At 54.6% G+C, this 21,062-nt stretch carries 20 protein-coding genes; 9 read left to right on the top strand and 11 right to left on the bottom strand.

The annotated features are described in order from the left end of the window. Positions 1-121 precede the first annotated feature (121 nt). The 4 genes from KNP64_RS07520 to KNP64_RS07505 form a co-directional block, all read right to left on the bottom strand. Positions 122-334 (bottom strand): DUF2922 domain-containing protein, encoded by a 213-nt coding sequence (locus KNP64_RS07520; RefSeq protein ID WP_021066376.1) that lies wholly within the window; start codon positions 332-334, stop codon positions 122-124. A gap of 29 nt (positions 335-363) precedes the next feature. Further along, the gene (locus KNP64_RS07515; RefSeq protein ID WP_058764453.1) at positions 364-576 is read right to left on the bottom strand and encodes a hypothetical protein; all 213 of its coding nucleotides are present in this window, start codon (positions 574-576) and stop codon (positions 364-366) included. Positions 577-602: 26 nt separating this feature from the next. Next, the gene (locus KNP64_RS07510; RefSeq protein ID WP_021066374.1) at positions 603-743 is read right to left on the bottom strand and encodes a YvrJ family protein; all 141 of its coding nucleotides are present in this window, start codon (positions 741-743) and stop codon (positions 603-605) included. 68 nt (positions 744-811) lie between these two features. Beyond that, positions 812-1,024: a hypothetical protein gene (locus tag KNP64_RS07505; protein ID WP_029594867.1), complete on the bottom strand. Its 213-nt coding sequence runs from the start codon at positions 1,022-1,024 to the stop codon at positions 812-814. A gap of 320 nt (positions 1,025-1,344) precedes the next feature. Between KNP64_RS07505 and KNP64_RS07500 the strand changes: the two genes are divergently transcribed. Next, positions 1,345-1,785, top strand: coding sequence for a MerR family transcriptional regulator (locus tag KNP64_RS07500; protein WP_138858918.1), 441 nt, complete (start codon positions 1,345-1,347; stop codon positions 1,783-1,785). Between the two features lie 29 nt (positions 1,786-1,814). On the opposite strand, the gene KNP64_RS07495 is transcribed toward KNP64_RS07500, so the two are convergent. Further along, positions 1,815-2,570, bottom strand: coding sequence for a Fic family protein (locus tag KNP64_RS07495; protein ID WP_214792454.1), 756 nt, complete (start codon positions 2,568-2,570; stop codon positions 1,815-1,817). A gap of 197 nt (positions 2,571-2,767) precedes the next feature. Between KNP64_RS07495 and KNP64_RS07490 the strand changes: the two genes are divergently transcribed. Beyond that, a complete protein-coding gene (locus tag KNP64_RS07490; protein WP_214763527.1) occupies positions 2,768-2,968 on the top strand; it encodes a sensor histidine kinase in 201 nt (66 codons plus the stop codon). A gap of 60 nt (positions 2,969-3,028) precedes the next feature. Here KNP64_RS07490 and KNP64_RS07485 read toward each other — a convergent pair whose 3' ends face one another. Continuing rightward, on the bottom strand, positions 3,029-4,882 hold the full coding sequence (locus KNP64_RS07485; protein WP_214792450.1) for a sensor domain-containing phosphodiesterase: 1,854 nt from the start codon (positions 4,880-4,882) through the stop codon (positions 3,029-3,031). A gap of 279 nt (positions 4,883-5,161) precedes the next feature. On the opposite strand from KNP64_RS07485, the gene KNP64_RS07480 reads away from it, so the two are divergent. Next, on the top strand, positions 5,162-6,799 hold the full coding sequence (locus KNP64_RS07480; protein ID WP_251126346.1) for a C40 family peptidase: 1,638 nt from the start codon (positions 5,162-5,164) through the stop codon (positions 6,797-6,799). A 115-nt stretch (positions 6,800-6,914) separates the two neighbouring features. Beyond that, on the top strand, positions 6,915-9,623 hold the full coding sequence (locus tag KNP64_RS07475; protein WP_214792449.1) for an EAL domain-containing protein: 2,709 nt from the start codon (positions 6,915-6,917) through the stop codon (positions 9,621-9,623). Positions 9,624-9,654: 31 nt separating this feature from the next. On the opposite strand, the gene KNP64_RS07470 is transcribed toward KNP64_RS07475, so the two are convergent. After that, a complete protein-coding gene (locus KNP64_RS07470; protein WP_034778955.1) occupies positions 9,655-9,921 on the bottom strand; it encodes a hypothetical protein in 267 nt (88 codons plus the stop codon). Beyond that, entirely contained in the window at positions 9,918-10,646 is a 729-nt protein-coding gene (locus KNP64_RS07465) for a DUF3784 domain-containing protein (RefSeq protein ID WP_034778957.1), read from the bottom strand. Before KNP64_RS07465 ends, KNP64_RS07470 begins: the two co-directional genes overlap by 4 nt. A gap of 124 nt (positions 10,647-10,770) precedes the next feature. On the opposite strand from KNP64_RS07465, the gene KNP64_RS07460 reads away from it, so the two are divergent. Next, entirely contained in the window at positions 10,771-11,244 is a 474-nt protein-coding gene (locus tag KNP64_RS07460; protein WP_058764471.1) for a DinB family protein, read from the top strand. Between the two features lie 34 nt (positions 11,245-11,278). Here KNP64_RS07460 and KNP64_RS07455 read toward each other — a convergent pair whose 3' ends face one another. Continuing rightward, on the bottom strand, positions 11,279-12,520 hold the full coding sequence (locus tag KNP64_RS07455; RefSeq protein ID WP_214792446.1) for a UDP-glucose dehydrogenase family protein: 1,242 nt from the start codon (positions 12,518-12,520) through the stop codon (positions 11,279-11,281). A 126-nt stretch (positions 12,521-12,646) separates the two neighbouring features. Here KNP64_RS07455 and KNP64_RS07450 point away from each other — a divergent pair, with 126 nt between their 5' ends. The 4 genes from KNP64_RS07450 to KNP64_RS07435 all read left to right on the top strand — a co-directional run bounded on the left by KNP64_RS07450 (position 12,647) and on the right by KNP64_RS07435 (position 15,561). After that, positions 12,647-12,892 carry a hypothetical protein gene (locus KNP64_RS07450; protein WP_214792443.1) on the top strand — a complete coding sequence of 82 codons (246 nt, stop codon included), beginning with the start codon at positions 12,647-12,649 and terminating at the stop codon, positions 12,890-12,892. Positions 12,893-13,013: 121 nt separating this feature from the next. Next, complete coding sequence (gene pgaC, locus KNP64_RS07445; protein WP_138858912.1) at positions 13,014-14,273, top strand: poly-beta-1,6-N-acetyl-D-glucosamine synthase; 1,260 nt, start codon at positions 13,014-13,016, stop codon at positions 14,271-14,273. Beyond that, entirely contained in the window at positions 14,231-14,710 is a 480-nt protein-coding gene (pgaD, locus tag KNP64_RS07440; protein WP_214706676.1) for a poly-beta-1,6-N-acetyl-D-glucosamine biosynthesis protein PgaD, read from the top strand. The genes pgaC and pgaD overlap by 43 nt, the downstream gene beginning before the upstream one ends. After that, on the top strand, positions 14,710-15,561 hold the full coding sequence (locus KNP64_RS07435; RefSeq protein WP_214792440.1) for a polysaccharide deacetylase family protein: 852 nt from the start codon (positions 14,710-14,712) through the stop codon (positions 15,559-15,561). Before pgaD ends, KNP64_RS07435 begins: the two co-directional genes overlap by 1 nt. Before the next feature lie 35 nt (positions 15,562-15,596). On the opposite strand, the gene KNP64_RS07430 is transcribed toward KNP64_RS07435, so the two are convergent. Together KNP64_RS07430 and KNP64_RS07425 are read right to left on the bottom strand one after the other, a co-directional pair. Then, entirely contained in the window at positions 15,597-16,241 is a 645-nt protein-coding gene (locus tag KNP64_RS07430) for a thioredoxin domain-containing protein (protein ID WP_214792437.1), read from the bottom strand. Between the two features lie 138 nt (positions 16,242-16,379). Then, positions 16,380-20,756 carry an Ig-like domain-containing protein gene (locus tag KNP64_RS07425; protein ID WP_214792434.1) on the bottom strand — a complete coding sequence of 1,459 codons (4,377 nt, stop codon included), beginning with the start codon at positions 20,754-20,756 and terminating at the stop codon, positions 16,380-16,382. Between the last annotated feature and the right edge of the window lie 306 nt (positions 20,757-21,062).

The following is a 21,062-nucleotide window of genomic DNA, read 5'->3' as shown; positions in this document are numbered from 1 at the left end:
TGCGGCTCCCTGCTTGCCCCCAGAAAAGCGAGCTGTGCCCGGTCGGGCAAATAAAAAAGACTGCAGACAATGTTTTGTCTACAGTCTGAGATGACTGAAAACTCAGTCATCTCTTGACTCGTTATTGGACGTTCAACACGGTCTGCGTACCTTCGATCATCTTGATTTCTGTCCATTTGACGACGCTCTTGCCGAGCGGATCGTTGGCGACCATGAAGTCGGCGAGCGCTTGCACTTTCAACGCGTCGACCGGCTGTTTCACGTTATTCAAACGGAAGCGTGATACTTTATTGAACATATCCAAAAATGCGATTTCTACTTTAGTCTCAGTCATGGGTTAGTCCTCCTTGGATGTGGGTGTGATTAGACGAGATCGTATTCGCGAACGACCGACACGGTGAAATCTTCTTGCTCTGTCAAGTCGAGCATGAGGTGACCGAACGCCTCGGCATTGTCAGCCGTGAGCGCCGCCCGGATCGGACCGAAGCGCTGCGTTTTCTTCGTCGGTTTCAAGCTGTTCAAATCGTGGTGCGTCGTCAAGACGAGCGTGGCTTTCTTTTCAGTCAATACGGCCATGGGGGATGGCTCCTTTCGGGGATGGATTACAATTCAGACGGATAGGTCGAGTCGAGACGCTCGAGCAGTTGAATCATGCGCTCAAGGCGCGTCTCGATCCGGTGGAGCAGATAGAGCGAGACGACGATCGGGAAGCCTAGGTTCGAGATGAGTTCGGGCCAGCTCATGGGCCCACCCGCTCATCGGAACAGCCTCCGGCGGGACGCTTCGATACACGCATCAGGGGTTCCTCCAATTAGAACGTCACGTGGAACTCACGCGACACGACGTAGGCGGCGGATTCGACCGCGAGAAGCGGAATCAACAAATCACCGAACTGCTTGATCTCCTCGGTCTCCATCCGCGCACCGAGTGGACCGAACCGGACGAGCTGACGCTTTTCTTTGCCGTCAACGAGCCGCTTCGTGTCAAGATAAAAGACGCTTGCGTATTCTCGATACACTGCCATATGTCTCACCTCCTTCGCCCCTATTAACCGAAGTTGGTGAATGTTTGCTCATATTTCCTTGTTACCTTTTTGTAACGACTATAGACCCATTCTGAATGAAGGCGTATTCATCGCCTCGAATCGGCTTTATTCCTTGAATTTACATACCAATTAGGGTATCTTAATAGGCGTCAACCGAATTTTGAAAACACGCCTAAAGTCCCACGAATTCATTTCCCCACTTTGAAAAAACTGACAGTTAATTACTTGAAAATGGGGTACTATACGGAGGAGGGCATTTTCGAAATGACCAGTTTGACTTGAAGAAGGAGATACTCTAGATGAACAGCTTAGACTTCGCACTCAACACCCCTATTCCTTCCGCTCAACTCGACTTCGACCAAACCGACCTGACGTTTTACGCGACTGACTGGGATGACTATCGCCCCGAAAACGCGAAGCCGCTCCTGTACAACGAACGCCCATTGACCGTCTATCCACTAAAAGAACTGAGCCGTGCGTTTCATGTCGCCGGGATTCCCCGTAGCCAGCAACAGCTGATCAAATGGGAAACCGACGGCGTCTTGCCACCGACCCCGTTCACGATGGGACGCAAGCGCTTCTATACGGAAAATCAGATTCGGACTATCGTCGACATCGCATTGGAATGCGGACTACGGCCCCGGACACACGTCAAAAAGACGAACTTCTCCGAGTTGGCCCATAAAGAATTGGCGTACATACTCCAGTTAGAATTAAAAACCAAACTGCCGCATGAATGAGCGGACATGAGACAGCCCTTCCTGACGATTCAGGAAGGGCTGTTTTTGGATGGACGAGGGGCGATGGCGCTCAAATATAAATCAAGCGATGTTTCGACCTCTGTAGCGACCAGATTGATAAAGTCGTTGTACATTTCTGTCGTATGCGCCCGATCTAGCGCATTGTAATAACTCAGGCGATTTTCGACTTTGATGACGACAGGCGGATAACCGGACTTCATCAACTCCAAATTGAGCAATAACCGAGACGTACGACCATTTTCATCAATGAACGGATGAATCCCCTCGAACTTAGCATGCAATAAAGCACCCCGTTCAACTGGATGCATCGTATTCGTCTCTGTTTCATACCAATTTATCAGCTGCTCCATCTGTTCTTGAATGAGATAAGGAGGCGGCGGCACATGAGCGGCTCCGGCAATAAACACTTGCTGATCCCGATAGACGCCTGCATACGCATCATCAATGCCTTTCATGACGAGACGGTGCAAATTTTTAATTTGCCACTCCGTCAGCGGCTCTTCACGTCGAACAATTTCTTCGACGTAGGAAATGGCATCTTGGTGGTTGATTACTTCTAGATGTTCTCGCATCGTCTTCCCGCCAACCGTTATACCTTCCAACACCACTTTGGTCTCGTTGATTGTCAACGTATTTCCTTCAATGGCATTCGAGTTATATGTCCATTCTAAAAAGAGTTTTGCTCTCAAACTTTGAAGCGTATACGTCGGCAGCGGTCGGTTTTGATCCAGTTGTTCTTTTTTCATCGTCAGTTGCTCAAACATATAACCCGCTTCCTTTCTCTCAAGTGTTCGTGATTTAATTATACGCTTGTTACCCAGAGCAAGTCGATTTCGAGTGAACGCCTCATTTCATCTTTAATCGGCAAGGATACCCCCTACTTCAATCGTGTCCCGGGCACAGCCCGACGATAAGTGGGAGAGGAATTGCCGCCGGGGCCGGATCGTGCACGTCCGACTCAATGAACGGTATCGGCATCGACGCGAACGAACTGCCGTACATCTTCGAGCGCTACTACCGGGGCACGAACACGACCGATGCACTCGGCAGCGGCCTCGGTATGGCGATTTCCCGGGATATCATCAAAGCGCACGGCGGCACTGTCACGGTGACGAGTGCGCGCGGGTCTGGAACGACGATTCGCATCGAGTTGCCGGCCTGACGCGAGCGGCAAAAAACCGCAGACACGTAACATGTCTGCGGTCCATTCAAAAGGATCCGCTCAACGGAGCGAATCCTTTTTCGTTGTGTCATAATCCTCAATCCACGTCTCGAGCTCGTCAACCGGGAGCGGACGTGAGAACAAGTAGCCTTGCATCTCGTCACAACCGAGCGAACGGAGCGTGTCGAGCTGTTCCGGTGTCTCGATGCCTTCGCACACCGTCTTCAATTCGAGCCCACGAGCGAGCTCGATGATTGACTGGACGATGACGTTTCCGGTCGGGTCGTTGTCCGTCACTTGGATGAACTGACGATCAATTTTGATCTCGTGGATCGGATAGTGCTTCAAATAGACGAACGCCGAGAATCCGGTCCCAAAGTCGTCAATCGAGATCGAGAAACCTTGTTCCCGGAAGGCGATGAAGCGTTCGATGACGTGCTGTTGATTTTCCATCCCGACGCTTTCGGTGATCTCGAACGTCAAATAGTTCGGACAGACGTCCATCTCTTTGACGATTTGGCCCAACTTCTCGACGACCCCGTCCGATAGAAAATGACGAGCCGACAAGTTCAGTGCGAGTTGATACATCCGTCCCGAGGCGTGCCACGTTTTCAACTGACGGCATGCCTCGGCGAGTGCCCATTCCTCGAGGGCGATGATGACGCCCGTCGACTCGGCGATCGGGATGAAGTCGAGCGGTGGGATCAACCCGTGTTTCGGATGAATCCAACGCATCAATCCTTCAAATCCATTCAGTTTTCCGGTCGCCGCTTCGATCTTCGGCTGATAATAGAGTGTGAACTCGTTCAAGGCGAGCCCTTTACGGAGGTTCATCTCAAGCGTCAGGCGTGCCGTCGCCTTCTCGCTCATCTCCTCTTCGTAAAAAGCGATTCCTCCACGCTGCACGTGACGCTCATTGGCCGTGATCCGAGTCGTATCCATCATCTCGAGCGTCGAACGTGACTTGTCCTCGATCGAGATAAAGGCGCTCATCGTCAAGACGACATCGAGTTCCCCGACTGCGAACGGCTCGTTCGTCACCGTCTCGCAAATCAAATCGGCGTATCCTTTGACTTTGATTCGGTCCCCGTAAGGCGTCCATAGCAGGAAACCGGATTGAGAAATCCGCGCCAAGAGCGAGACGTCGACGACTTGCTGGATTCGTTCTGACAGTTCGATGACGATCTCGTCTGCCCGTTGGATACCGATCGCCGTCTCGACGGAGCGGAACTCGTCCGCCCGCAAATAAATCAATGACCCGAGCTGATGCGGTGTCTGCTCCCGGAGCGCGTCCACGCGTTCGATGAAGCCGTTCAAGTTCATGAGTCCGGTCTGTTCATCCGTATAGGCGAGCTTGGCGAGATGGTCGTCAATCTCTTGACGGTCGAGCCGGAGATAAAGGATGGCGATAAAATCGGACAGCGTGCTGACAATCAATTCCTCGATAAACGTCCATTGCCGCGGCTCAAACGTCTCGCAACAGATGACCCCTTTGGCCCGATTGTTCGCATAGATCGGCGCGTCGAGCATCGAGTACACCCGCTGCCCTTCCACGAAATGTTGCTGGTACAAGTCCTTCACCCACTCATGGGTCCGGACGTTCTCAAACGGCAACACCCGGTTCGTCCGTAGGGCGTCGAAATAGACAGGTGCGTCCCCACGCATGACCGTCAATGCCGGTTCACTCGGGCCACTCTCTTTCGAATAGGCGACTTGGCAACTGATCGATGCGTACGTCTCGTCAAAGTGCCAAATCGAGACCGTATCGACGTTGAGCATATCGGAGACGACTTCGCACATGTAATGAAGCGTCTGTCGCACCGCTTCCTCCGTCACGTCGGGCATCCGGACGAGTTCGAACAGTTTCTCTTGATGTTGTCGGTATGTTTGTAATGAATTGTTCCCCTCGTTCATAAGTCCCCTACTCTCGTTCAAACGTTTTGCATTCATGATAGCACGAAAAGATATATAGATAGGTTTCCAAAATTCAACAGAAAGTCAATTTTCGATTCCCCTGTTTCTTTAGTACTTCTTCTTCGTCCACGTCCAAAATTATTGACCTTATTTTCAACGGAATCCACTGATTGAGCCATTTCCACCATTGCTTGCCGTATGTGTAAACCCTACAATAAACTTGTATCGTTTTACCTGTCGATAATTGTCAATTGAAATTGAAGAGAAGGAAGTGACCCCATGTCCCCTAAGTCCGGCCTCATGTACTCATTCGCAGCCATCGCCGCCGTAAGCATCATCGCCCAGGCCGACGAAGTCGCAGCAGCCAGCACACACGTCGTCCGTGCCGGTGACACACTTTGGTCGATCAGCCAAACACATAACGTGTCGGTCGCCCAGTTGAAAGCAAGCAACAACTTAAGCTCTGACCGTCTCTCCATCGGCCAAACGCTCAAATTGAGCGGGAGCGCCCCGAGCACATTAAAACCCGCCGCTACAACGGCGACGTCAAGTTCGACGCAAGTGACGACAGACGCCTTGAACATGCGCCTCGCCGCAGGCACATGGCATAAAGTGCTCGTCACGATCCCGAAAGGCCAGGCGCTCAAGCCGATCAAAACGAGCGGTGCCTGGACGAAAGTCAGCTATGGCGGAAAGACCGGTTGGGTACATAACGGCTACTTGACGACCGCATCCGTCAAACCGGCCACACCGAGCACACCGACTCCAGCCACACCTTCTACACCGGTCACATCAAGCGATGCTACCGTGACGACAGCCGACTTGAACCTGCGCCGCGCCGCAGGAACGTGGCACGACGTACTCGTCACCATCCCGAAAGGTCAAGCGCTCACACCGATCAAAACGAGCGGCACTTGGACGAAAGTCAGCTATGCCGGGAAGACCGGGTGGGTACATAACGGCTACTTGACGAATTCATCCGTCAAACCGACTACTCCAACGACGCCGAGCCAACCGGTCGCACCGTCGAAGCCGGCCATCAAAGAAGAGAGCATCAACCAGTCTTACGTCACGACGGCGAATTTGAACGTCCGTCAAGGCCCAGGGATCGGTTACGCCCTCGTCACGAACATCCCGAACGGCACGACCATCAAAGCGACGAAACAGAGCGGCACGTGGGTGTACGTCACGTATAACGGCAAGAGCGGTTACGTCAGCACCGGCTACTTGAAACAGACGACGACGGCACCGAGCGCGCCGGTCACTCCGAACGCCGGAGACGGCGGTGCGGGCAACGAATCGTTCGACTATGTCGTCAATACGCCATCGCTCAACGTCCGCGCCTCGGCCTCGACAAGCTCTGCCGTCATCGGCAGCGTCACGGCCGGACAGACGCTCCGGGTCGTCCAAACGTCGAACGGCTGGCATCAAATCTATATCGGCAACACGACCGGTTTCGTCGCGGCTTCATACGTCAAAGCGGTGCCGAAAGGTTCTACGACGGCACCGTCAGGCTCGTCTGATGGACTAGCGAAGAGTCTTGCCGCCATCGCGGTCGCCAAGAAATATGTCGGCACGCCTTACATCTGGGCGTCCTCGAACCCGGCCAACGGTGGGTTCGACTGCTCTGGACTCATCTATTACGCCTACAATCAGGCAGGCTACAGCGTGCCCCGCACGAACGTCGCCACGTATTGGTCCGGATCTTATTTCGGGACACAGCTCAGCAAGACGTTCGTCCCGAAAGCGGGCGACCTCGTCTTCTTCGAGAACACGTACACGGCCGGCCCGTCACACATGGGCATCATGATCGATTCGGACACGTTCATCCATGCCGGGACGTACGGACTCGGCTACAACACGATCAGCAAAGAGCCATATTGGAAATCACGCGTCATCGGCTACAAACGACCGTGACCTTCGGCGCATTGGAAGACCCGACCTTTGTCGGGTTTTTTTTCGTGGGGCAGGATTTCCCTCGAAAGACTCGAACACGAAAGATAGAATGGGAAGAGAAAGAAGGAGGTGTCCGATGGGAAATAATCGATTCGCTAAAATTCCGTACCGAACTTACACGATGGCCCTCGCCGTCGCTTGTCTCATCGGCGTATTGTTATTCGGGCTCGGACTGAGCTATTACTGGAAAGAAAAGCACGTCGCCGTCGATGAAACGGTGCGCGACTTGAACCATGCCTCCGACTTGGCCGGGGTCGAGTCGTACCTCGTCTTGCATCACGCGGCCAAACTGTACGAGACGAACTCCGAGCAACCGACCGCCCTGTTGTCGGCCCCGTACCGTGAACGGGCGCTCCAATACAATCTTCAACTGCTCGACGACTTCGAGACCGGGGTCGATGAACGGGAACGGGACGCCCTGCTCCGTTTCTCCGAACAGCTCGAGGACACGTTGAACGAAGACGGGTCGAGCCGATTCGAGGCCGTACCGTTCGACGTCATCGCGTCGATCAATCGGCGCTGGCTCTACCAAGGTCTCGAGCGGACCGCCCAGGCGAACACGGCCTATGAATTGACCGACGCCGTCATGCGGATGCAGATGGCGTTCGTCGAAGGTGTGACGAACCTGCTCGCCGAGACGCCGGACCGAGACCAGCTCGACTTCGAGGTCTCGACGATCGCGAACGAGGCTCGGCTGATCGAAGACATCGTCGCGACCGATCCGTCGCTGAAAACCAAATCGGTCGAAGACTTGATCGAGAGCGCGCTCGCACTCGGACGGGTGACGGCCGCCAATTCGACGCTCGAGGCCCGTTACGTCAACGGGACGAGCTTCTATGAGGACTCACACGCCGCCCTTCAAACCGTGCGGTCGACGGCAGATGACACGCTCATGGCCGAGCGTGACCGTTACGGGACGCTCGCCATCGCCGCCCTTCTCATCACGATGCTGTTGTCGGCGGGTCTTCTGCTCGCCCTCTGCTACACACGCAATATGTATGCCCACGACTTGGCGCACTTGAAGGCCCGTGCCCTCGCCATCGACCCGAGCGCGGAACCGGTCGCGGAATCATTCCCGCCGAACCATGACTTCCGCGGCATCGAGGACGAACTCCGCGAGATTGCCGTCAGTGTCCACTCGACGGTGCACACGCTCGAGACACAATCGGACGACCTGCTCCGGTATCATGAGCGCTGGTCGTCGCTCTTCTCCGAGACGGGACTCGCCATCGCCTTGATCGATGACACGTACGACTTCATCGAACGAAACGATGTGTTCCGCCAGTTCTTCGGGGAACGTAACTTATATGAGATCAACCAACTGTTCACCGACACGGGACGCCGCCTGTTGCGCGAGGCGCTCGCCGGGGTGACGGAGAACGGGACGAGCGCCCAGTTCATCTTGCATTTGAAAGGTGAGCACGTCCGCTTCTTGAACGTCAAGATCATCCCGCTCAAACGCGGCGAGACGCTCACCTATTACCTCATCCTCGAAGATGAGACCGAGCGTGTCGAGCGTGAGCGCAAAGTCGACCGGCTCGTCCGCTTCGACCTCGCCACCGAGCTCTATAACGAGTACGGCTTCCTCCGCGCGTGGGAGAAACAAGACATCGACGGCACGTTCCTGTTGATCAAACTGAACGACTTCCATCACCTCGTCGACTGGTACGACCCGACGTATGCCGACCTGCTCATGACCGAGTTCGCCCGACACGTCGAGGACCGGCTCGAGAAGTACGCGCACCACTTGTTCGGCCGCTACCGTGACGATACGCTCATGCTGTACGTGAAAGGGCTCCGTAACGTCGACGAGACCGAGTTGCTGGAGCTGTTCCCGACCGAGCTGTTGATCAACCAGAAACGCCAGACCGTGCATCTTCAAATCGGGGCGACCCATACGACGCCGAACTATAACGACTGCCTGTTCGAGGCGACGAAGGCGCTCCAACACGCCAAAGAGACGCGGACGCCGTTCGTCTGGTACGACTCGAGCATCCTCGCCCAGCTCCAATGGGCCGCCTTGATCGAACAGGCGCTCCCGGAGGCGATCGAACAAGGCCATATCACCGTCGCCTATCAGCCGCAAGTCGAGTTGAAGACGGGCCGTGTCGTCGGGGCCGAGGCGCTCGCACGCTGGCAGCACCCGGACATCGGCTACGTGCCGCCGAACGAGTTCGTCCGCATCGCCGAGCGGTCCGATCAAATCCTTTGGTTATCGCATTCGATCCTTGATTTGGTCGTGCAACAGCTCGTTTCCTGGCGCGATACCCCGTTCGCCGACATCTCGTTGTCGTACAACTTGTCGGCCCATTCCGTCGACCCGTCGATCGTCACGAAGCTGCGCGACTTGGTCGAGACGTATCCATGGCTCCCGGATCGGTTGAAGATCGAGCTGACCGAGTCGGCCGACATCATGTCACACACGAACGAGCTTGAGCGGCTCGAAGATATCGCCGACCTCGGCTATTGCCTGTCGATCGACGATTTCGGTACCGGCTACGCCTCGTTCGAAGCGATCTGGCACTTACCGATCCAAGAAGTGAAGATCGACCGCATGTACGTCAGCGGAAAAGCGAAGGACAGCACGTCGTTCCTCCGCGCCGTCTCCCGATTCGCGAGCGAACAAGAACTGACCTCGCTCGCCGAGGGGATTGAGACGAAGCAAGACTTGGATCGCATCCTCGCCGAAGGCGTGGAGCTCGGCCAAGGTTACTACTACGCCCCGGCCCTCGACACGATTGCGTTCGAGGCGTGGGTGAATGAAAAAAGAGGCCGTCTCGCCTAAGCGAGAGCCCCGTTCGACCGGCTGACACATGTCAGCCGGTTTTTCGTTTGAGGAGATTGAAGACGAGCTTCAGCGCGATCAACAGTCCGATGACAGGCAAGATGACGGGCAGCGAACCGCGCGGCAACAGACCGAACACGATGAACATCGTCATCCCAATGGCGAAGAACAGCTTGACGCCTCGCTCGTGTCCCTCGAACTTCTCCCAGCGCCAGACGAGAAGCAGTAACGTCAGCGGCGCGAACAAAAACGTCAAGAAGAAGAACGGCATATGACGTGTGTACCAGGGTTGGGTCATTTCAATCGTACCTCCTCATACAACGCCTCCGTCGCTTCGTTCGACTCCACGTTCACGTAGATCGGCTTGCCGCTCCAGTCGATGCGAACGGCGGCCTCGATATCTCGGTCGAGAAAGACGAGCACATCTTCCCCGCCTGTCGTCCGGAAGTGACCGGTCAAGCGTGATCCGACGGCGGCACCGTTCGTCCGGCGGTCGAGGCTCGGCCGATACGTCAACGTGACGGTTTCGATTTCATCGTACGGCACCGTCTCCCCGTAACTGCCTTCGATGACGAGCGCCGAGTCGGTGAACGTCACCTCGGTCGGTTGGTTGAACCAGAACAAGAGACCTCCGACAAAACCCAAGATGAGCGTCAAGACGAGGACGAGCGGGATGAGCCGTTTTTTGCCGCCGGGACGAAGTTTCCCGCGCTCATCAAAAATATTCCCGTCATATTTTTGGCTGCGCCAAAGCGTGACGACGACGAGCAAGACGATGAGCAGGAAAAACGGCTCGAGCGGGATGTCGAGACCAGACATGTCGATGGCAGCGATGACGAGAAAGATGCTTGCGATGCCGTAACACATGAAGCCAAGCAATCGTGCCACCGCCTTGATGTCGACGCGCGCCTTGTCCTCACGCTTCATCGTGTTATATCCCGAGATGAGGAAATGCCAGCCCAAGCGATGGACGGCAAATCCGAGCAAGAATAAAATGAGTGCTGCAATCACGAGTCCCCACATAGAGGTGTCCCCCTTTCTTCTATAGTGTACGAGAAAAATGGACCAAATGTTTCAAAATCATAAGGCGTGCCAATGACTTGGACGATATCTTATACTGGAATCAGAACGCTCAAGGAGGAATTCGATGTATCGGACAAAAGCAGACTTTCTACAAGATTGGACCAAGTCCTCGACCGGCACGCTCGACGTGCTCCGCGCCGTCACCGACGAGGCGCTCGGCCAGGAGATCGTCCCCGGTCATAACTCACTCGGCTGGATCGGTTGGCACGTGACGACCGCGCTCGGTTATTTCACGAACTTGCTCGGCTTCCGGCTGTCGGCCCTGAAGAGTTTGACACAACCGACCGACGCGGCACTGATCGCCGATCAATATGCGCGTTACGCCGATGAGATCGCGAAAGCGGCCGAACAGTTCTCGGACGAGTACCTGCTCGAAGAAGTCGACGTCCACGGCGCGAAGCAACCGCGCGGTGCCGTCTTGCGCATGATGATCGACCATCAGACGCACCACCGCGGCCAAATGACGGTGCTCCTCCGTCAAGCGGGACTCACGGTCCCTGGCGTCATGGGCCCGACGAAAGAACAGATGAAGGCGTGAAAAAAGGCGAGGCCCCGCGGGGTCTCGCCTCTCGTCACATCGATGACGGCGTATTCGCCTTGTTTTGCATCCGGCCAATCCCTTCGTATTGGACAGTACCCGGGTCGCGTGCATATTTCCACGCGTTACGAGCGTCGATCAACCGTTTTGTCCGCATCCCGTCGAACGCTTCCGGCTTCAAGTTGACGAGCTCGTCCCATTCCGTGACGAGGATGGCGACGTCCGCTCCTTTGAGCGCCGCCTCGACCGTCATCGCCTGTGGATAGTCCCACTTGGCGAGCGGGTCATAGCCGATGATATCGATTTCACGCAATGCCAAGTGACGAGCGAGCGTGACCGACGGTGCGTCACGCATATCGTCCGTACCCGGTTTGAAGGCGAGACCGAGGAAGGCGACCTTGAGGCCGCTCTTGTGCTCGACTTTCGAGGCGACGTAACCCATCTGGGCGTCGTTCGAGTGCATTGCGGCACTGATGACCGGCAAGTCGAGCCCGTTCTCGTGGGCGACGTTCAAGAGCGCGTGCATGTCTTTCGGGAAGCACGAGCCCCCGTAACCGAGGCCGGCGTTCAAGAACGAACGTCCGATGCGCGGGTCGAGACCCATCCCATCGGCGATCGTCGTGATGTCCGCCCCGGCCTTGTCGGCGAGACGCGCCAAGTCGTTGATGAAACTGATTTTCGTGGCGAGAAACGCGTTCGAGGCGTACTTGATGAACTCCGCGTCAATCGGCGACGTGCAGACGAGCGGGACACCGAGGCGTCCATAGATGCCCGCGAGCTCCTCGCACATCTCGAAGTTGTCACTGCCGATGACGACACGGTGTGGTTTCAACACGTCGGCGAGCGCGCGCCCTTCTTGGAGAAACTCGGGGACGACGGCGAACGTGTGGGCCGGGTACATGATCGACAGCATGTCGGTCGTTCCCGGTGGCACGGTGCTGCGGATGATGATCTTTTGTTTCGACTTCACCTCGGACAAGGCCGCGTCGACGAACGTCAAGTCACAGCTGCCGTCGCTCTTGCTCGGGGTACCGACGGCGAGGATGAGATAGTCGACCGTTTCAGTGTCGGCAATCGAATCTGTGAACGTGATCGAGCCGGGATAGTCACGTAACACGTCTGCCATGCCCGGCTCGTGGAACGGGACGTCCCCACTCATGAGACGAAGCAGTCTCGGTTGATCTTTCTCGACACCGATGACCTCATGCCCCGCTTTCGCCAGTCCGCACAGGGTGGCCAGTCCGACATAGCCAAGGCCGATGATTCCAAATTTCACGATAGTTCCTCCTTCAATAGTCTTCTCCTAACAGTAACGAAAAGCGGCGAGCAAGGGAAGGCTCTAACACTCTGTGAATATTCTCTGCTATAATGAGTCAAAATGAGGCTAGAAAGGAATAACCGCATGGGATTGCTCGCTTTCTTTTTGATTTCGCTTTTCGTGTTCTACTGGTTTCCTATTCGAGGTGGACTCAAGACTTTCCTGCTTATCTTGATCATGATCAGCGGTTGGCTGTCGATTTTCGAGCTCGTCGCGATCATTGAAGCCCGTCCATGGGTCGCTGCCCCGGTCCTCGCGCTCACCGGTTTGTTCGTTTGGAAGTGGCGCAAAGACAGACAAAAGAAACAAAACAAGCAACAAAGCATTTGACAGCGACGTCGAGTGCTTTTTTCAGTTGCCACATAACTTTTTTAAGAATGATGGGAAAGTATTTTTTTGATGCTATCATACTTGCATCACACCGTTTTTTTGAAAATAAGGGGAGACTATTATGACTTTTTACGGGCTCGACATCGCACCTTGGATCGAACCACTGTCCCAGTTCGTGTTTTGGTATCCGTTCTTCATGGCGCTGTTTTGGATCTCGGGCGCCCTCTTGTTCAGCTTGACGCGAGAGAAAGAGGAAGAACTCGACTTGAACGAGCGGGAATGGCCGCTCATCAGCATCTTGATTCCTTGTTATAACGAAGAAGAGACGATCGCCGAGACGATCGAGTACTTGGACCGGCTCACATATCCGAATTTTGAGATCATCGCCGTCAACGATGGCAGCCGTGACAAGACCGGTGACATCCTCGTCGGTCTCGCCGATGAGTACGAGCGTTTGCGCGTCATCGACTGTCACGAGAACCGGGGCAAGGCGAACGCGTTACATATGGCCGCCCACGCCGCCCGCTCCGAGTATTTGCTCTGCGTCGACTCGGACGCGTTCCTGAGCGAAGAAGCCCCGTACTATCTCGTCCGTCACTTCTTGAACCGCGGCGAACGCGTCGGGGCCGTCACCGGAAACCCGCGCATCCGTAACCGCGACACGCTCCTCAGCCGGATGCAGCTCGTCGAATACTCGTCGATCATCGGCTCGATCAAACGCACACAGCGCGTCATGGGGAAAATCATGACCGTCTCCGGCGTCATCGTCATGTTCCGGAAGAAAGCATTGCTGTCGGTTGGGCTCTGGGACCGCGACATGATCACGGAAGACATCGCCGTCTCATGGAAGCTCCAGAAGAACTTCTGGGACATCCGCTACGAGCCGCGCGCCCTCTGTTGGATGCTCGTCCCGGAGTCGATCTCCGGCATTTGGAAACAGCGCGTACGCTGGTCGCAAGGCGGGCAGGAAGTCGTCCTACGTCACTTCGACATCTTCAAAGACTGGCGCCAGCGCCGGATTTGGCCCGTCTATATCGAGCAGGTCGTCAGCGTCCTCTGGGCATACGCCTGGCTCATCGTCACGGTGTACCTGTTCGTGACGGCCGACACGATGCAAGATCTATTGATTTGGTTCACCTATAACTCGTTCGCGCTCGTTCTCGTCAGCCACGTCCAGTTGATCATCTCGCTCTGGAACGACGCCCGCTACGATAAAGTGTTCAAATATTACGTTTGGGCCGCTTGGTATCCGGTCATCTACTGGATGCTCAACACGTTCGTCGTCATCGCGGCGACGCCGAAAGCGATCAAGGCCCGTGTGAAAGGAGGTTATGCGACATGGAGTTCACCAGACCGGGGGACACGGAGAAGCAGCCTGTAAGTGAGTTATATGATTATGAGCAAGAGATTCTCGTCAAGACGAAACAGAACGTGTTCCGCAAAGGGATCGAGCTGTTGCTCACGGCCGTGTTCTGGTTGTACACGTTCATCGTCACCTGGTTCTTCTTGAGCGCCGTCCTGAACGTGAACGACCGTTATATCGCCATCCTCAAGACCGCCTTGAACGTCACGAACGCCGACATCCGCGAGCTGCTCTTCTTCGGGCTCGTCTCCTCGTTCGTCGCCGCTCTCCTTCTGTTCATTTGGCGGACGTACAACAAACGGAAATATGGACCGCTCAACCGGCGTCAGATGCCGAAAGATACGACGCTCGACGATTGGCTCGCCCTCGACTTGATGGAGCCCGAGGACATCCATCGCCTCCAGTCCGATAAAGTCATCGTCTTCGAGAAAAACCCGGTGAAAGAGTTGAAATGATGCGCTACTTCAAATGGATATTCGCGCTCCTAGTGATTGGGGGCATCGCCTGGAAAGTATATGATGTGTCCTCGACGACACATGAAGAAGTGCCCGATGCGGCGCTCCTCCCCAAAGACAACGTCTGTCTCGGTCTCAATTACCACCGCGTCAAACGGCCGAACGCATGGAACAAGCTCGTCGAGTCCGTGACCGGCGCCTCCGAACTGGTTCGCTATAACGTCTACGCCGACGAGTTCGAGCAGCAGATGACATGGCTTCAAGACGAAGGCGTCCATTTCGCGACGCAAACTGACCTATCACGTTACCTTGCCGGCGAACCGATCCCAGACAAATGTGTCTGGCTCTCGTTCGATGACGTCGATCATACCGTCTACGAGAACGCGTTCCCGATTTTACGAGACAAACAAATCCCGTTCACCCTGTTCATCATCACCGGCCACGTCGGCGAGGCGTTCCAAAACTTGGACCTCGCCCCGTGGACCGAATTGAAGGATATGCAGGACAGTGGACTCGCCGACTTCGGGACGCATACGCATGACATGCATTATGTCGAAGACGGGGGCGCCGTGTTCTTGCCGGAAGACAGGCAAGACGAACTGCGGCAAGATTTGGAGACGAGTGTCGCCGCCATCGAGTCAGAGCTCGGGACGCGCGTCACGACGATCGCCTATCCGTTCGGCAACACGAACGATGCGGTCACCGAAACGGTACAAGACCTCGGTTTCGAGCAGGCGTTCATCTTGAGCCCGAACCCCATCACGCCGGACAACGATCCGTTTTACATGAATCGGTATTTGCTCGACGCCGAACTGTTTGAGTTCTTCGTCAAACCGTATTTCGAGAATTGATGATGCAACCCCTCGTCGCCGGACGAGGGGGTGTTTTAGTTCTCGGGGAGTTCGACTTGATCACCGACCTCGATCGTTCCATCCATGACGTGTTCCATCTCGTCTAAGCTGAACGCGTCCACGAGCTGGATGCCGTCGACGTACACCGTCGGCACGTACTTGACACCTAAGTCCCGCGTGAACAGCCGTGAGTTCTGGATGCCGATATCGACGTGGTTCTCAAGCAGTTCGTCCACATTCAGGTTGAACTCAGAGGCGATTTTTTGGACATGGGCTTCCGTCCCGAAACCGTCCGACCCCGAGTCGTGTCCGATGGCGCGCTGCACTTCATAGTAACGGTCCGGGATGAGCCGTTCCACGTTATAATCCACGTTCGCGAGCAGTTGTGACTGTTCGTTCAACAGGACAAGCGGCTGTCCTTTGAACGTCACCTCGCCCGTGTCAATCCAGCGCTCCTCGATCTCCGGCAGTATTTCTTCCATCCACTTCTTGCACCACGGGCAACTGTAGTCGAAGACGAACACGATCTCGTGCTCGCCTTCCCCGAGCGCGACTTTGTCTTCGAGCGGAAGCTCGTACTTCGTGTATGTATGCAGCTTCGTCGACTCGACGGCCTCACTTTGGCTGCAGGCAGAAAGGATCAGGATGAGTCCGACGAATAGTAGATAAAATCGTTTCATGTATAAACCTCCATTTGCTCATTAATTCACATATTTAGTTATACCATGTCTGCCCGACAGACTCGAGTGACGTTATCGTGAAGTTCATCATAAGAAACGACACATAAGAAAACGAGCGGACCTTATGGCCCGCTCGCTTCATTTGACGACGCGTGTCGTCTTTTTCAATTCTTGGTACCCGCTCTGTGTCATCTTCACGGTGACGGTCACGCCTGGTTTCTGACGTGAAATCGTCAGCCTATAGTTTCCTTTCGAATCGACTTTCGCGGTCTTGCTGATGAGCTTCGTCCCGACATACGCCTTGACGGTCGCACCCTTGTTCCCTTTTCCGGTGATGACGTTCGACGTCGACTTCACCGAGTTGACGCTGAACGTCCGGAACGTGTTGAGGACTTTTCTCGAGGCTGTGCTCGACATGTTCCCGGCCGCGTCTTTCGCGCGCGCCGAGACGGTCGCTCCTGCTTTCGTCGTCTTCAGCTTATAACGATACAATCCTCTGCTCGACGCTTTCGTCGTGTACGTCCGCCCATTATACGTGATGTACACCGTCGCGCCTATTTCTGCTTTCCCGAAGACGAGCGTCGATTTGTTCGTGAGTGTCGAAATCGTCGGTTTCGTCGGAGCCGTCTTATCAATCGTGAACGTGAGCAGTTTAACGTTTCCGGCCTTGTCGGTGACACGGAGCGTGTAAACACCCGAGTTCTTCACTGGCCAATTGTTGCGGATTCGTTTCCCGTTCAACGTTGCCGTCCCTTCATTATAACGAATCGTCACCGCTTGATTCGTCACTTGACGGCTCTTGACACTCGAGACGACGGGAGGAGTACGGTCGATGATGAACGCCTTGACCGATTGATTCCCGAGTATATCCGTCACACGAAGCGTGTATCTTCCAGGTTGGTTGACCAGTTTGCCTGATGTGTACGGTTCACCGTTCAACGTCGCCGTGCCTTCGTCAAATCGTGGTGCAACGCTGCGATAATATGACTTACCGGTCGTGAATCCGGTGAGCACAGGTGGCGTGTTGTCGATGGTGAAACGAATGATCGTCTCGTTCCCTGCCGCGTCTGTCGCGACGAGTGTGTATGGGCCATCTTCACTAATCGATTGCCCTGATTCATAAGACTGTCCATTCAACGTGACCGTTCCTTCACTGAACGTCGGAAGGGCTTGTTTATATGTGCGACCATCTTCCACTCCTGTGACCGATACCGGTGTCGTGTCGATCGTGAAGCGGATGACGGTCTCGTTGCCGATTGCATCCGTCACGCTCAACTCATGTACGCCTTCTGTCGTGATGATGGTGCCAGACACGTACGGCTTGCCATTCAGAAGAGCCGTGCCTTCATCAAACGTTGGTTGAAGCCGCTTGTACACTTTATCCATCTCGACGCCTTTGACAGTCGGACCAGTCCGGTCGACGTTGAACTGAAGCGTCGTCCGGTTCCCCGCGACATCGGTCACGACCAAGTCATACTTTCCTTCTGTCGCTACTTTGCTTCCCGTCTTGAACGGCTGTCCGTTCAACGTCGCCGTCCCTTCATTGAACGTAACGGTCGCTTCTTTGACGGTCTTGCCGTTCGTCACGCCACTGATAATCGGTTTCGTCCGGTCAATCGTGAAGCGGACCACTGCTTCATTGCCGGCCTCATCTCGGACGATCAATTGATGCGTCCCTTCTTCGGTCACAGTCGTACCGCTTTGGAACGGTCGTCCGTTCAATGTCGCCGAACCGTCTGAGAAGACAGGTGTCACTTGTTGATACGTCATCGCGTCTTTAACGCCTGTCACGATTGGCGCCGTCGTATCGATCGTGAAGCGAATGACCGCTTCATTGCCGACTTCGTCTTGAGCAATCAGCTCGTAGTCACCTTCTTTTGTGACGACTGTACCAGTTGAAATCGCATTTCCATTCAGCGTCGCCGTTCCTTCAGCGAACGAAATCGTCACCTGTTGATACGTCTTCCTATTTTCGGCACCGCTCACAGCCACTTGTGTGAAATCGAGATGGAACTGGACCCGCGTCGTATTACCGGCCGCATCTGTCACGGTCAACTCGTACTTACCTTCTGCCGAGACGACTGTTCCTGATGTATACGGTTTACCGTTCAATGTCGCCGTTCCTTCAGTGAACAGCGGTGTCACCGCACGGTTATAACCTTGTGAAGCGACACCCGTCACGACCGGTGCCACATGGTCGACGGTGAAGCGGACTGTCGTGACATTGTTCGCTCCATCCGTGACGACGAGCGTATAGACGCCGTCTTTCGAAATTGGTGTTCCAGATGTGAATGGTTGGCCGTTCAATGTCGCCGTCCCTTCAGCAAACATCGGTGTCGCCAACGGGTAGTGTTTGTCGGATTCGACTCCGCTCACGACGACTGGGCTCCAATCGAGTGTGAAGGGAACGCGTGTGACGTTCTTCGCTTCATCGGTGACGACGAGTTCATACGTCCCTTCTTGATCGATGACCGTGCCGGACGTGTACGCTTTCCCATTCAATGTCGCCGTACCTTCATCAAATGTTGGCGTCACGGAACGATTGAAAGCTCCGGCCTTGACCCCGGTCACGACTGGTGCCGTTTGGTCGATGCGGAACGAACGTGTCGTGACATTATTCGCAGCATCCGTCACGACGAGTTCATACGTTCCGTCCTGATCGATCGCTTGTCCTGATACAAACGCGTTTCCGTTCAATGTTGCCGTCCCTTCATTAAACAATGGACTGACCGGCTTGTTGTAAAGTCCACCATCGGTCACACCCGAGACGTTCGGTACCGTGCGATCGATGACGAAGTTGATCGTCGTCATGTTCCCGGCCATATCAGTGACTTGGAACACGTACGTGCCTTCCGCTTCAATCAAAGTATCTGATACATAAGCTTGGCCGTTCAGCGTCGCTTTGCCTTCTGTGAACTGAAGACGTGTCTGTTGATACGCCTTGCCTTCTTCTGCGCCTGTGACCGCAACCGGTGTCCGGTCGATCGTGAAGCTCGCTTTCGTCTCATTCCCTGCCTTATCCCGAACGACAAGCTCGTAGTCGCCTTCAGTCGAGATGGTCGTGCCTGACGCGACTGTTTTTCCGTTCAACGTGGCGCTGCCCTCGTCGAATGAGAGTGTAACGTCTTTATTCGTGTAACGTGACGAAACTCCCGACACGACTGGTGCTTTCGTGTCAATCGTGAACTGACGTGTCGTCGTGTTCCCACTCTGATCCGTGACGATCAACGTGTAAGCTCCGTCCGCCGTCACTTTTGCGCCGCTTGAAACGGGTTGCCCATTCAGCGTCGCCACACCCTCATTGAACGTGAGCGTGACAGCGCTCGACGTATAGGCATCGTTCGTCACGCCAGTAATGATTGGCGCGATGACGTCTTTGATGACGCCTGTGTATGGGTTGCTTTGAAGCAGACCGTGTTGCAAGTTCAGTTCATACTCGCCATGAGAATCGAGTGTGAGGTTCGTAAACGCGAACGTCCCGTCTGGAGTCGCAGTCGTCGTGTACGTACTCTCGCCAAGCGTCAACGTGAGTGCTGTGCCCGGTTCGGCTTGACCACGAATCGCTTCATCGTCATTTTCAACCGCATGGACGTTGAAGACTTCATATCGTTTCGTTTCTGAAGCCGACGCCAACTCAATCTCATCGACCGCATGATAGCCAAGCGTGATACTGCTGTCGAGTTGAATCGGACCGCCGTAGGTGAGCGATTCAGCGTTCTCGTTCAGCGTGTAGTAAATCGTCGCATCTTTCGTTGCTTCGAGCGTCACGGAATCACCTTTCGGATAAATCCCGCTCGGCAAGCTCGCGGTGACGACAGGTAGATCACGTGAGTACACTTTGTACGTCCAACGATGTGTCTTCCCGTATTGATCTGTCATCGAGAAGCGAAGTGTCTTGTCTTCCGGTACGGTGACATCAGTGAGACGGAAAGTCCCGTTCGCTTTCGTCGTCACCGCCTCACCGTTCAAGTAAAGCGCGCTGAGCGGAATGAATGAACCGGCCACATCGACCGTCCCGTTCTCTTCGAATAATGGTGCTCCCGAGATTTGGAACGGCAGCGTACCGTACAACTGGTTCGTCGCCGTCATCGAGTTGACGGAGTTCGACCCTGACAGGACGACCATGCCGTCTTGAGACGGGTTGTAGTAGCCGAACGTGAAGTAGCTAGCTCGCATATCTCCGTTCAATTCGAGACCGCCATACGAACGAAGACGACCGCCGACATAGACGTCCCCATTGATTTGAACGTTCGAATCAATGTTCAATTGTGCACCTGGCAACACGTAAACGTCTTGATTAATGGTTTCATAACTCCACCACTCATATCCACTGACGATGCGTGCATTGACCGGTTCGATTGCTGGAAGCACATTAATCGTGACGTCCAACCCGTCTGTGACCGTTACGGAGTTTTGATTCAAGTCCGAAATCGTAAGGCTTGTTAACTTCCATTGCCCCGGATGAGCCCGGAATGAATCGTAGGACACCGGGAAGTCGAAACCAGTCGATGTCACCGTTTCACTCGATAAGGTGATAGTTTCTCCATTTTCATGGGTGAACGTTCCTTCGGCTGATTTTAGTTTTAAGTCGTCAGAGGCATTGACGGAAAAAGATTTATATTCATTTTGATCAAGATTAAAATTTGTACTTTCAACATTTTTAAACAAAGGATTCAAAAAATCTTCCGAAGGATACTTAACGTTAAATCCATTTAGATCGATCTCCGTACTTCGTACAACCCTGCTGTTGTTCCAAGTGTCTGCCAAATAGACATAGTCGAACTCATACCGCCCCGACTCCATGCCTTCCTTGATTAGAAG

The organism is Exiguobacterium sp. s64 (genome assembly GCF_018618035.1).
GTDB classification, from domain to species: Bacteria; Bacillota; Bacilli; order Exiguobacteriales; family Exiguobacteriaceae; genus Exiguobacterium; species Exiguobacterium mexicanum_A.
The sequence above is the reverse complement of the archived record's forward strand: the minus strand, read 5'-3'. Positions and strand labels throughout refer to the sequence as shown.

Bases quoted from the DNA above. Each gene is read 5' to 3' on its own strand.
- KNP64_RS07430 (WP_214792437.1), bottom strand. From the start codon at position 16,241: ATGAAACGATTTTATCTACTATTCGTCGGACTCATCCTGATCCTTTCT.
- KNP64_RS07490 (WP_214763527.1), top strand. From the start codon at position 2,768: ATGAACGGTATCGGCATCGACGCGAACGAACTGCCGTACATCTTCGAG.
- KNP64_RS07475 (WP_214792449.1), top strand. From the start codon at position 6,915: ATGGGAAATAATCGATTCGCTAAAATTCCGTACCGAACTTACACGATG.
- KNP64_RS07515 (WP_058764453.1), bottom strand. From the start codon at position 576: ATGGCCGTATTGACTGAAAAGAAAGCCACGCTCGTCTTGACGACGCAC.
- KNP64_RS07510 (WP_021066374.1), bottom strand. From the start codon at position 743: ATGAGCTGGCCCGAACTCATCTCGAACCTAGGCTTCCCGATCGTCGTC.
- KNP64_RS07495 (WP_214792454.1), bottom strand. From the start codon at position 2,570: ATGTTTGAGCAACTGACGATGAAAAAAGAACAACTGGATCAAAACCGA.
- pgaD (WP_214706676.1), top strand. From the start codon at position 14,231: ATGGAGTTCACCAGACCGGGGGACACGGAGAAGCAGCCTGTAAGTGAG.
- KNP64_RS07485 (WP_214792450.1), bottom strand. From the start codon at position 4,882: ATGAACGAGGGGAACAATTCATTACAAACATACCGACAACATCAAGAG.
- KNP64_RS07435 (WP_214792440.1), top strand. From the start codon at position 14,710: ATGCGCTACTTCAAATGGATATTCGCGCTCCTAGTGATTGGGGGCATC.
- KNP64_RS07520 (WP_021066376.1), bottom strand. From the start codon at position 334: ATGACTGAGACTAAAGTAGAAATCGCATTTTTGGATATGTTCAATAAA.
- KNP64_RS07460 (WP_058764471.1), top strand. From the start codon at position 10,771: ATGTATCGGACAAAAGCAGACTTTCTACAAGATTGGACCAAGTCCTCG.
- KNP64_RS07470 (WP_034778955.1), bottom strand. From the start codon at position 9,921: ATGACCCAACCCTGGTACACACGTCATATGCCGTTCTTCTTCTTGACG.
- KNP64_RS07480 (WP_251126346.1), top strand. From the start codon at position 5,162: ATGTCCCCTAAGTCCGGCCTCATGTACTCATTCGCAGCCATCGCCGCC.
- KNP64_RS07505 (WP_029594867.1), bottom strand. From the start codon at position 1,024: ATGGCAGTGTATCGAGAATACGCAAGCGTCTTTTATCTTGACACGAAG.
- KNP64_RS07465 (WP_034778957.1), bottom strand. From the start codon at position 10,646: ATGTGGGGACTCGTGATTGCAGCACTCATTTTATTCTTGCTCGGATTT.
- KNP64_RS07450 (WP_214792443.1), top strand. From the start codon at position 12,647: ATGGGATTGCTCGCTTTCTTTTTGATTTCGCTTTTCGTGTTCTACTGG.
- pgaC (WP_138858912.1), top strand. From the start codon at position 13,014: ATGACTTTTTACGGGCTCGACATCGCACCTTGGATCGAACCACTGTCC.
- KNP64_RS07500 (WP_138858918.1), top strand. From the start codon at position 1,345: ATGAACAGCTTAGACTTCGCACTCAACACCCCTATTCCTTCCGCTCAA.